The following is a 12,283-nucleotide window of genomic DNA, read 5'->3' as shown; positions in this document are numbered from 1 at the left end:
AAGTCCGTTTTTCTTTCGTTTTCGTCTATTTACTAATGTTGCTTTTTTTGACAACTAAATATTTTATTACATAATTTTCGAGCTACAATTATAGACCAGGTTACAAAGCCGTCTCTACAATCCTCGAAAGGAAGCGTAGCATTTTACATACGTCATGAGTTACCGATGTCTTAAATTACTCTATTCAAGATTCTACAAATTTCCTGAATATTCCTGCCAAAAGTACGGTATCAGGGAAAAATAAAACCAGAACATTTCATAAAAAACGTTCTGGAGCTGTATGGGATAGTCGACAATTGCCAATGTGATGCTTTTAGTTTTAAACTTGCATTTATCTTTACTAGGAGTGTGTCTGGAAAAATGTCCTGTTTGAACGAGCGTTTATTTAGCCGATCGCGTAGTTTATGATGTGCTCAGTTTCTGGTGGCTTTGCTATTTGACTCCAATTCCCTTCGCCAAGATATCCCCCAGTTTGTAACCATTGGAACCACGTTTCTTCCTCGCTTAAACTGTGGATTCCTTTTTCGATCTTCTCTACTACGATGTAGTTATATATGCCTTCATTTAGATTACATCTGTTTTCGCAAACAGCAAGTAAGGCTTCTTCCTTTGTTGGATAATACCCAAAACATCTAGTATCGTTTGATTCTTCAAGGCTTGTTAGAGCAGTTATAAAATACATGGTCATTCTCCTTTCGTGATGAAAATGTTAAACTACCCGATGGTATTTTGAAGATACTTTGCGTTTAGATTTTAGTACATCAAAATAAATGAGTGTTGGGTTGAGCGTATCTCCGAACAGACTATCTAAGTTAGTAAAATAATTTCTAGTAAAAAACTGGCTATGTACAACTAATCGAAAATCAACCCTCAGGGCTATATTCTTGACTGTACTCTGGTTTAATTATGTTTTCAACTATTCTTTCGATATTCTATCCACCAAGGTGCATCGTCGTAGAATTTATCCACAGCATCCAGATAACCCCTATCTCTTCATGTGAATTGGGTTAAGGCAACTGATTCACTGTGCTAAATGTATACTTCAGTAGATCTTTGAGCTTCTGAATATCAGTTGCGTTTGAATCCACAATTTCGGATGTACCTAAATATAATTATTAGTCCATAGTTTGCAAAATAAATTAATTTCTAAAAATCAAGTTTAAGTCCCAATGATAAAACGGCTTTCTCCCAAGCTGCATAATTAGATTTTTTTCTGAAAAGCCAGCCATTTCCCATTTCTCCACAAACTGCATTACGATTTGGATATTTTCCCTTGTGATATATTCTAATAACTGTTCTCTCAATTTCTTCTTGTACTTCAAGTTCTTTTAACTGGCTTTTTCTTCTACTTAATTCTCTTCGTTTTGCTGCAATGTCACGAACCTTTTCAGGGAAATGATAGCGAAGGGTCCTTTGGTCTATTGAAACCTGTCTCGCAATTTCATTAATTGACGGTGTAAAGCTATCCAAGATAGCAGAGTTTAGGCTATGTTCACATAACTCGCGATCAATAGCCCTGTTTATATATGAGCGTTTCTTCACCGGTTGCCTTAATAAAGTTATTTCGGTGCTATCTAACAGTAATTGGTCTGTAGCTATTTGTTTTATTGTTAAGCCGATACAATAGCCTAGACCTAACAACAAATTCAGATTAGGCCGTACATCGCGGGTTATCCATTTATAGAGTGTCGAACGTTTCAAATCAACTATTTGTGCAAATTTTCTTAAACCATTACCGGAATAATGATTCATTATTCTTTTTAGATTATTAGTTATAAGATATTTATCGCTGATTTGTAATATTTTTGGAGATTCGGAAATGAGCTCAGCAATATTATCATATACCCACCAATGCCATTGACCTTTTTCAATATTTAAGTTTTTTGGGTAACTATTAGTATTTCCTAACCAGCAACGACATCTTGAACAATATCCTGGTATTGAGCTTGGAGTTAATAAATGCATCTCTTGTCCACAATCTGGGCATTTTGTTTGCAATGGATACCTATGCTTTTTACAGAACTCTACAATTGAAAAGTTCCATATTAGAGGCTCGTAGATGATTCCCCCTTCTGATCTAAACTGTTCTAAACAATGTGGACACCATGCGCGGAAATTTCGAAAAATCCTACTATTACCGAAGCGATCACCAATGTTGAAATTTAGGGATATCAAATCATTGTTACCCGTTAATTCCTCAAGAACTTGAATCAACTCTCTCGAGAGCATGGAGGCAGAATATAGTCGTCTAACTCCGGTATAGAAATTTGATCTTCCTCCAATTAAGTTCAGTTTTAAACGAGGAATTATTTCATATTGCACTAGAGTTCCTACAGTAACCCGATGAGCCATAGCAAGCCGCATGATGTAACTAGGTAAACTCTCACTCAATGAACTAAATATCGCCACCGGTTTCAGTGAATATAATCGGCTAACGTCTTTGCTTACAAGCCGAGAATATTCTTTTTCTTTAATTTTCATTTATGTTAATGCCCCCGTACTTTGCGTTATGAAAATTCAGCCTTAATATTTATAATTTAATTGCTAGCCAACATTTAATTGCAAGGAAGGACTTAGGAATTATGTCGGCGTATACATCCAAGATTTATAACCATAGAACCACTTTATAAGTTTATGGCAAAATAAATATTAACCTCACCCTACCGCATCTCTCTTAGGATTCCGGATACCCGGCAAGGTGCGTTTCTTAGCTTTTGGAGTGAGTTTCTTTGTCGCTTCTTTGTTCTCCTTATTAATACCGAGTGCAGTATCAATATCACCATCAGACTGTATTATTGCCATCTTTCTCTCTCCATCAGTAATACTCTTAAGCATCCCCATACTACGGTGTCCAGAAATTCTAGTCTCGTCCAAATGTTTCTTAGTTAATGTGACGGTCTGTTCCTGTAACGCCAAATCATACGCGCTATTAAGCCAGTCTTTTAGAGACCCCGCACACCCTAATGTATATTTATAAAAATACATAAAATCATGTTTCACTAAGGCCTCAGCTGTTTTCTCCAGTGGCATGTGACGTAATAACTGTATTATGGTATTTCCGAACATTTCTACCTGACTCTTAGTATCATGACGGTATCGAGGAAATTCCACTATACTTGTTCTCCGGTTAACCTGATCAGTCAAAGATTTATCTAAATCCTCCAAAAATGTGGTTAGTTCATATGTCCCCACCAGAACGATAGGGGTTTGGCTCTTGTTAGCTAAAGACTTTATTACATCTACTTCCCAGTTTGCTTTTTTACCGCTCGATACCCTTAACAAGTGGTGAGCCTCATTAATAATTAGGGCCGAACTTTGCCTATACTGGAGAACATCTTCAAGTACCTCCCGCATATCACCTTTCTTGATCCTAGATAGAACAACCCGTTCCCCCTCAGTATTTATAACTTCATTGAAATTTGCGTCTGAAATAGGCTCTTTCATTGACCTTAAAGCACTACTCCACAATTTCGGAAAATTGAAGTTTCCCGAATCCGGGGCCGACGCTTCGACATTTACAACAGGTATACATCCTTTATTGCTAAGAAGCTTCGGTTTTGCTAGTTCAATCAGTCTTGTGGTCACTTTGTTTACAAGCTCTTTTTTCCCAACACCTGTCGGCCCGCACACAAAAACAATTCTTTCAGATCTAATACTTCCGATCTTGGAAACTGTGTCCTTAACAGCTTGTTTTAGAAATGGGTGGGGAATGATGTAATTACTAAAGTAGTCACGACGCTCTAGTACAGACTTATTTAACAATTCTACTGGAAACCCTAGGTTTTCAACACCATCTCCCATACGGACACTTCCTTGCCAAATCATTACGTCTCGCTGTCATAACTTCTCCAGTTACGGCAGACATCTAAACAACCAGCTATAAGTGGAGTATAATTATTAGCTTTAAACTCTTCGTAAAAGTTTAAGTTAATAATCGTTTAAATCGAACTCTGTTCAACGTCTGCTTGTTCTTGCTTAATATACATGGCCGTTTCTATCATCACTGCATCCACCTATCTTTGCCATCTTTCTCTCTCCATCAGTAATACTCTTAAGCATCCCCATACTACGGTGTCCAGAAATCCTAGTCTCCTCCAAATGTTTTTTAGTCAATGTTACGGCTTGATCCTGTAACGCTAAATCATATGCGCTATTAAGCCAGCCTTTAAGCGACCCTACACATCCCAATGTATACTTATAAAAGTACATAAAATCATGTTTCACTAAGGCCACCGCTGTTTTCTCCAGTGGCATGTGACGTAAAAACTGTATAATGATATTCCCGAATGTTTCTATCTGACTTTTAACCTCGTGGCTGTAGCGAGGAAATTCTACTATACTTACCTGGTCTGTGAAAGATTTATCTAAATCCTCCAAAAATGTCGTCAGTTCATATGTACCCACTAGAACTATAGAGGTTTGGCTATTGTTAGCTAAAGACTTTATTACTTCCCAGTTTGCATCATTCTCGTTCGTTACCCGTAACAAGTGATGTGCCTCATTAATAACCAGGGCTGAACTTTGCCTGTACCGGAGAGCATTTTCAAGTACCTCCCGCATATCACCTTTCTTGATCTTAGACAGAACCACCAGTTCCCCCTCAGGATTTATAGTAACCTCATTGATATATTTAACCTTTTTGTCAAGCATAGGCTCTTTCATTATCTTTAAGGCACTACTCCACAATTTTGGGAAATTGAAGTTTCTCGAATCCGGTGCCGACGCTTCGACATTCACAACAGGTATACAACCTTTATTGCTAAGAAGCTTCGGTTGAGCTAGTTCAATCAGTCTTGCCGTCACTTTGTTTACAAGTTCCTTTTTCCCAACCCCTGTCGGCCCGCATACAACAATAATTCTCCCAGATCTAATACTCACAACCTTGGAAACTATGGCATTCACAGCTTGTTTTAGAAATGGGTGGAGTACGATGTAATCACCAAAGTACTCACGACGTTCTAGTACCGACTTATCCAACAATTCCACTGGAAACCCTAGGTTTCCAACGCTATCACCCATTCGGACACTTCCTTAGCCACATCATTACGGCTCGCTTATGGCAGACACTTAAACCACCTGCCGTAAGCAGAGTATGATATTAGTCTTTAAACTCTGCTTCGAAGTTGAAGCTAATGTCTGTCAAATCGAATTCCGGTTCAAGGTCAACTTCTTCTTGGTTATATACATGTTGACTTCTATCATCAGTGCAATATCCACCGTTTATTACTGTTAATTGGGGTTGTAATTCTGAATCAGCAAGTTGTTGTGCGAGCAGTGCCTCTGAAGCCTCCGCCTTCAAAATGAAATCACCCAACTCCCTTGCTAAAATTTTGAACTTTTTAGAGCTATTTCCTTTCTGTTTGATAAGCTCCTCTGTAGCGATTCTTATTTCCAGCTCACTCCTGCCTTTGAAAATTGAATAATACTCGGAATAGCACTTTACCCAGTGTCCACGAACAAAGGTATAAACAATGCCCCCGTCCCAAGGATCATAACGTACTGGAACATCGCTTCCCGCAACATCCGGTTTTTTAAAATCCTCGCAATAATAATTAAGATAACGAACTTTAATACCCCGTTGGGGGTCAACTTTGGACGTTCCGCGCTTAATCGCGGGAAGCGTCATCATCAGAAAATCTTCATCATATGGAATGATTCTGAAAGGTCTCTTCCCAGCGAGTATCATTGCCCGTTCAAATAACTCACGGGGTGATTCACCAAGGGACGAGTGCTCTGAGGTGTCATAGAACTCGTAGAAATACTCTCTGCACAATTCGTAAAGTGCAGGCAGCGTCCAAACTGCATGACTAGAAGGATTCACCGACTTAGTGACTTGACGGACGTTTTTCATGATTTTACTGTTGCCCATCAAGTTGTGAAAAAGCTGCGTATTACTCGTTCCAAACATCCTTTCGCATATTGAACCGTTACGCGACTCGTGCGGAGGCCTAAGTTTGGGTGTAATATTATATCGAGCCAATAGCGATTGAAAGTATGTGCTTTTGAAATCGCGCCCGTTGTCAGTAACAATAATTTGCGGAAGTCTGTAAAACCTTCGGACGCACTCACGCATTACCATCATGTCAGAACGATATGATGGTGGGTCAAACGTAATATAAAAAGCCAGTATTCTTCTTGAAAAGGCGTCTACCATCAACGTCAACCAGAACTTCCCCATGTTGCCACCTGTCACGGAGTGCACAGTCTGCAAATCGACTTCGGTATGGTCAATATGCGCAATTTCGAATGGCCGTTCTCCATGCCGTGGGGTGGTCATGTCTATCTGCCAGTAAAAATCGTCAGCCTTATCGTAACCAACTCTGCTACCTAGAGTGTTATAAACCCGTTCTTTTCTAGGTCTTTGTCTTATTTTTTTACGGAATGTGGTAAAACTCGGAATAATATATCCTTTTTTTTCGCAAATCTCTTGAAGCTTTCCGTAGAGCACTTTTTGTTTCTGGTTTACAGGCGTTTCATTTTTTATTAGAAAATCATCAAAATCTTTTAGCATTTCCTGTGGGAGTCGTTCTGTCCTGTTTCCACGATTTTTCACCTGGGGTATAAGGCCAATGTATCCAGCACCGTATTCCTGTTCTGCTTGACGATATGAATTGCACCAATTACGGATTGTTCGTGGTGTTACTTCTATATCCGTAAACCCTGGTTTCTTTTCTCCTTCAAGTATTGGTAAGATCATTTGGTACCTCAAATTTGCTACTGCAAGATCCTTTTCGCTCACGTCATCGAATATAGACTTGATCAAGCATGTTTTAGGCTCTAAAATCTCACTCTCAACACCTCTTATCCGTTGTTCACAAACCAGATTAGTAAACGTTTTCCTAGACAATTCTGTAATATTGCCTTGTGAAACCAAAGAAATATTGTCATTTCCCAGATTAGCTATTGTCCAAGGACATCCATCCCAGAATACTTTGGAGCCGGGAGCGACTTCTAATAGATTCGTTTTTAATATTGCAATAGTTTTGGTTGAATTCATTAGTTTGTACGCTAAACTGGTTTGGTCATCGGCAAATACATGGGTACGCTCTGGCTCCGTTAGCAATTCATCCTCGAGGTCAACGTAAATTTCCCACCTGGCAATCATATAATAAACATCATCCGCCTTAACATTTGGAGCGTTAAGGAGATTTATTAAAAGAATTCCTGGTTCTCTCCGAACAGCTGCAAAAATCACCTCCGCCGCTTCCGACAATAGCTGAGCTTTTGTATCAAGCCAATAATCCTCCAAGAAGCAGATATTACGTTGAAGTTTCCAATTAATCTCTGCTGAGGACTTAACCCAGTAGTGAAGACCAAACACTTTTGCGTAATCTTCACCCGGCGGACAATACCACTTTCCGTCAATTAAGACATATCGGTTAGGTGACTGCTCAGAAAGCTTAATTAATTCTTCTTCTGTTTTCCACTCTTCCCACCCAGCTTCGTCTTTCTTTAGTACGAAATAGTCTGGAGTATGATAAAACCCAACCACTCTATCGTTACGCGAATTATAGGTCAACTTAATTGCAGGCGGTTGGTCATAGTATTCCAGCACATTAAGATCATGTTCTTTTAAATAAATTCCTGGGAACTCTACCTTATGACTCTCAAATTGAATGGATACTCCCATTTTTAAACTCGGGTATGCACCCACCACATTTTTTCTTCCACCTCCGACCCGCCGTGATGGTTCACTGGTTCTGATTCGGCTAATTAATGCAATTGCCTCTTCGGTAAGTTTTCGCCTTGTACACCACCGGTTAAAATCTAAATCATTGAGCACAATGTACGTCTCCTTTTTGGTTCACATTCCGTAGGAAGAATGAATTACTTTTTGGATTCTTGTTGTTGGTTCTCAAATAATTCGAGAACTTATCCTATAGGGGCTTTGTTCATAGTTATTTAGTCGTCCACTTTCTTTGTCATATTAAGATCTAGATGTATAGGCGCTTTTCATTTTGAATTTCTCCTTTTTGGTTAAATATGTTGTTTTGGGGTAATAGCATTTTAGGTCACCAAAAGCCTCATTTACTTTGATTCAAGTTAGTTAAAATGATAAATCAAGATCTATAGGTTATGAACAAGACTTTTAATCGGAGGAAAAGGTAAACAAATAGTATGTTTTCCGTTTACCAAAAAAAGCAAAACCGGCTAGATGTTTACCTAGCCGGCCTTTTAAACGTGCGCGTATATTTAGTTTCTTTCTCAGAAAGAAATTCAAAGGCACTTTATTCGCCCTCACTTACCAATAAGATACCTCAGTTTATAGTGTAATTAATAATAATAACTTTGTCAAATTAAACCAGTAATTATTGATTATTGTAGAATTCCCGTTTCTTTAGAGTATCATGCCATGTTGTCTGAACTGACTTTTCTCGCATTATCAACCTGGAGCCCAATATTTTCTCTACTCGTCGTCGACTAGGGTAGACCCCTTGGTTGAGTAAGTCTTCTGTCACATCTTTGACCTTTACACATGCCTCATTAATCCGTTTACTCCGGCATTCCTGCACATAAGCGGTATGTTTCTCGGACACAGCTTTACACAAGCTAGAACAATGTTTGTATAGTAATCGTTTATCACATAGCAAGCTCTTTGCTACCGCCCTAACTGACGGAGGTGGATTTACTTTACCTTCAATGATCTCTTTGAGTACAGATTCTGTTCGATCTTGGTCAAAAGGTCTTCTCCGTTTAACCGGTTTTGGTGTGAACATAAGCTCTGAACCCACTGCAAGACAATAGCCAGTACCCCTAAATCCCACTACTATGTCCTTTAGTTGCTGTTTAACTCCAAAACAAATTATCAGTAGGGCATCTAACCTTGGCTTATTATTTCCACCATACCAGGCTCTTACAGTAGTCTTTGGAATGCCAACAGCCCGTGAAAAAGCACCTTTGCTACCGTAAATATCTACCATTGATTTAATAAAAGCATGGATTTCCTTATGACGTAATAAGGAGACCTGTCCCATAGCAAGTAATTCCATTACATTTGTTACGACAAAATACTCCCAGCTTGTTGGTTGATGCACTCCATTTATACAAATCCTGGAGTGCCCCAACCAACAACCGCAATATGAGCAAAATCCGTTTCTTGTTTTGCGGGTCAAAATGGGTATTTCCTTGGAACAATTAGGGCATTTATTTTGAAGTGAATGCCCATGTTCGATGCAAACAGTCACGGCTTTAAAACTCCATAGCAATGGTTCGTAAATGTCTTGATTATTTTCCTTCCATTTTTCCAGACATTCCGGACACCATGCTTTTTTTCACGAAGCACTCCTCTTGATGGAATCATCTGATTCCATGACACTAGCGTTAAGTTCTTTAGATCAGTGCCTCCCGTTAAAATCTCAAGCCCTTGAGAGCAGTCCTCTGCAACTTTTCCAAATCCATTTACCTCTGACGCCGCATCAAAAAATCTACTGCCACCCTCTAAACTACTTTTTAAGATGAACTTTTTTGCCAAAACAGGGGCAAGTTCTTTCCCGATGAGGGTTCCAACAGAGACTGAATGAGTCTCGGAAAGCCTAGCAATATAACTGGCTTGACTTTCGATCATCCCTGTTCCAATCCCAATTGGCCTCAGACTAAATAGCCGTGTACCGATATTAAACACCCCAAAATCCAGCAATTCAAAATCAGAAGGATTCTAACCGAATTTTCGAGGGTTTATACCAATTTATATTATTTTATTTCCTCACTCCATGGAAAGACCAGTACCGCATCCCATATCTATAACAGCTACTCGTCATATTGGTGGCAGATTGGATTTATACACTACTAGGTGGTTTAAATCTAAGGAGGTCATAACAATGAGAAATCCTCCGGTTAGATAGACAAGGGATCAGTCAGCATAGCATCTCAGCAAGTTGCGAGTGCTCGCAACTTATCCTACTATGGGAAGTTTATTGGATTCTTTCAACAAGTTAATATATTAAAAACCGTTCAATAATTGTTAGTTTTCATTAACGTAACCGACACTTTATTCACTGTTACGCTCCATTGATTTCCCAAAGGTTACTTGATATAGTTGCTTAAAGGTTTTGTCCAAGATTTGATTGACAAACTTTGAAGAAACATAAGTATTACCACGCTCAATAACTAAGTTGTTACTGACGCTGTTTAATGTCCGAAGATTGACGGCGTAAGTTGTCCATAGAATGACGGATAACGTGACCAAATTTATTTGTCCGTCCGTCCGTCAGTCTTTGAACTAAAAAAATAGAGCCAATAGCTAGCTGCAACCGGCTCACTATTGGCTATTTCTCTTACTAGTATTTTTTCCTCGTATTAAAGACCAGAATTTCTCCTCTGGCCTCTTGTAATTTCTCCTGAAAAACCATTCTAAACCAAGCCGTTCGGTTTCTAGTCGGAGGATACTGAAAATACTTGTCATGAACTTTGCAAATGGCCTCAACCATTTCACTTTGGTCATATCCTAAATTTTTGGCCAGTTGCAGGGCCATTGGTAGTAAGTCATAAAAACCGGTTTGTATGAAATAATCCTCCAAACTTAATCGGCCAGCCATACGTCGTATTGGATTGTTCATGACAATTCCCCCTCGATGACACGTTTCACCATACGGTCATCAATAATTCGATGACCATTTTGCGCAACATACATGAGACAATGGGTACATACTTTGTTGACGAGTCTGGCCGCGCCAGTGGAATAGCGATAAATATCATCCATTGCTTGGTCCGAAAAGATGGCATGCTTTGCCCCGGCATAGTCTAGGTGTCGCTTGATGTATGCTTCAACCTCAGCCCGATCATAGTGCGTCAGTTTGCATTGCAAGTCGATGCGCTGGCAGATCGCTGCGTAAGCTTGTAATTGCAGTCTATCCCACAACTCACTTTGGCCAACAAGTATTAAGGCCATCGGACTCTGGGCATCCATCTTCATATTTAATAAAAAGCGAACTTCTTCTAGCATCTCCCGGTCTAAAAGATGGGCCTCGTCAACAACTACCACCGGTTGCTGGTGATGAATTCCCCGCATAAGCTCGATTTCCCGGTGTAACTGACGCTTGGCATCACCGCGATAGAATTTCGCTTCGTGGCCAAGTTGTTCCAGTAACCCTTTGTAGAAGTGGCGAGGGGTAAGCTTTGAGTCGGATAGATAAAGCACTTTGAATCTTGATGGATCTAGAGTCTGCGCATAACGGCGGATGGTTGTTGTTTTCCCGGTACCACAGTCACCTGTGATGACGGCAAACCATCGACGTTCGGCTGCATACTCAAGCCGCCCTAGCGTTTCTTCCAGAACAGCAGATTCGTAAAGTTCATCCGTCGGTATATCGCGTGAAAACGGCGCACAGCTTAGGCCGTAGAAGGATTCAAACATTTCCTTTTTCCTCCTTCCGTACTGCACGGTAGGAGACCGCCGGAATTTGTCGTTCTTGGCGTTGCAGTTTTTTCTCCCCGGCGGCATTTAGCAGTCTTGACGATTCAGCAGGTTGTGGTTGCAGATAATCCGGTAAGGGAGGACGCTTTCCGGCACGCTCACCAATTTCAAGTTCACGTACCCTCCATGGGACATACCCTTCGTATTCAATCGTTAATTCAACAATGTCTGCCGGATCGTAAATTACATCAACTGTCCGTCCAATAAATGAAAGACCCACTTCATACTTTTTGCCCATAAAGTTAATGCAGCCAGACTTATCTACCTTGCGGGATTCGCTATGTAAAAAGGCATTGGTTAAAACTTCGGTCTCCACGAACCGGAGGGGCTGCTTGTCACTGCGAAAGGCGGTTTCCGGACTCATTTTGTTTTCCAGGGCGGAGTGATGCTTATTCTGGTAGCATTCGCTGAGCCATACCTGAAACAATTCGTTCAGGCGGTCAAGTGTCTTCGGTTTTTCTAAGGCAGCCTCACTTAGAAAAGAGTCAACAACTCTATTAAAGCGTTCGACCTTCCCGGTTGCCTCTGGAGAATACGGTCTCGCAAAAATAAGGCGTATGCCCAGTTTTGAGCAGGTCCGCGTCATCCATTTAGTACGGTATTGCTTACCGTTGTCGAAGTAAACGGATTCTGGCACACCGTACTTCTGAATGGCTGATCGGAAAGAGTCTTCGATGATTAGCTGATCTAGTGTGGGATAAAAGGCACCATGGAGTACGAATCTTGTTGCATCATCCACAAATGTAACCAAGTAGACTTGTTTCAAGGCTCCATTGGGACCGATGGGAAGGTACGGTCCGAACTTAATTATAAACGCTAAAATAAAAGTGAGCCAAAAATAAAGGAAACGCCAGGAAAAAAGTGAGCCAC

At 40.2% G+C, this 12,283-nt stretch carries 10 protein-coding genes; all 10 read right to left on the bottom strand.

The annotated features are described in order from the left end of the window. Positions 1–385 precede the first annotated feature (385 nt). On the bottom strand, positions 386–682 hold the full coding sequence (locus tag VZF35_RS15985) for a hypothetical protein (RefSeq protein ID WP_407306401.1): 297 nt from the start codon (positions 680–682) through the stop codon (positions 386–388). Positions 683–1,146: 464 nt separating this feature from the next. Then, complete coding sequence (locus VZF35_RS15980) at positions 1,147–2,481, bottom strand: TniQ family protein (RefSeq protein WP_407306398.1); 1,335 nt, start codon at positions 2,479–2,481, stop codon at positions 1,147–1,149. 174 nt (positions 2,482–2,655) lie between these two features. Then, on the bottom strand, positions 2,656–3,801 hold the full coding sequence (locus VZF35_RS15975; protein WP_407306396.1) for an ATP-binding protein: 1,146 nt from the start codon (positions 3,799–3,801) through the stop codon (positions 2,656–2,658). 174 nt (positions 3,802–3,975) lie between these two features. Then, complete coding sequence (locus VZF35_RS15970; RefSeq protein WP_407306394.1) at positions 3,976–5,019, bottom strand: ATP-binding protein; 1,044 nt, start codon at positions 5,017–5,019, stop codon at positions 3,976–3,978. Between the two features lie 79 nt (positions 5,020–5,098). Next, positions 5,099–7,783 carry a DDE-type integrase/transposase/recombinase gene (locus VZF35_RS15965; protein ID WP_407306392.1) on the bottom strand — a complete coding sequence of 895 codons (2,685 nt, stop codon included), beginning with the start codon at positions 7,781–7,783 and terminating at the stop codon, positions 5,099–5,101. Positions 7,784–8,309: 526 nt separating this feature from the next. Continuing rightward, positions 8,310–9,218, bottom strand: coding sequence for a hypothetical protein (locus tag VZF35_RS15960; RefSeq protein ID WP_407314638.1), 909 nt, complete (start codon positions 9,216–9,218; stop codon positions 8,310–8,312). Further along, positions 9,182–9,637: a hypothetical protein gene (locus VZF35_RS15955; protein ID WP_407306390.1), complete on the bottom strand. Its 456-nt coding sequence runs from the start codon at positions 9,635–9,637 to the stop codon at positions 9,182–9,184. The genes VZF35_RS15960 and VZF35_RS15955 overlap by 37 nt, the downstream gene beginning before the upstream one ends. A 640-nt stretch (positions 9,638–10,277) precedes the next feature. Beyond that, positions 10,278–10,556: a hypothetical protein gene (locus VZF35_RS15950; protein WP_407306388.1), complete on the bottom strand. Its 279-nt coding sequence runs from the start codon at positions 10,554–10,556 to the stop codon at positions 10,278–10,280. Then, positions 10,553–11,353, bottom strand: a complete 801-nt coding sequence (locus tag VZF35_RS15945; protein WP_407306387.1) for an ExeA family protein — start codon at positions 11,351–11,353, stop codon at positions 10,553–10,555. Before VZF35_RS15945 ends, VZF35_RS15950 begins: the two co-directional genes overlap by 4 nt. Continuing rightward, entirely contained in the window at positions 11,346–12,179 is an 834-nt protein-coding gene (locus VZF35_RS15940; protein WP_407306386.1) for a DDE-type integrase/transposase/recombinase, read from the bottom strand. Before VZF35_RS15940 ends, VZF35_RS15945 begins: the two co-directional genes overlap by 8 nt. Positions 12,180–12,283 lie beyond the last annotated feature (104 nt).

Origin of the sequence: Desulfosporosinus paludis, assembly GCF_045689965.1 — a bacterium.
Classification (GTDB): domain Bacteria; phylum Bacillota; class Desulfitobacteriia; order Desulfitobacteriales; family Desulfitobacteriaceae; genus Desulfosporosinus; species Desulfosporosinus paludis.
This window is presented reverse-complemented; position numbering and strand designations above follow the sequence as displayed.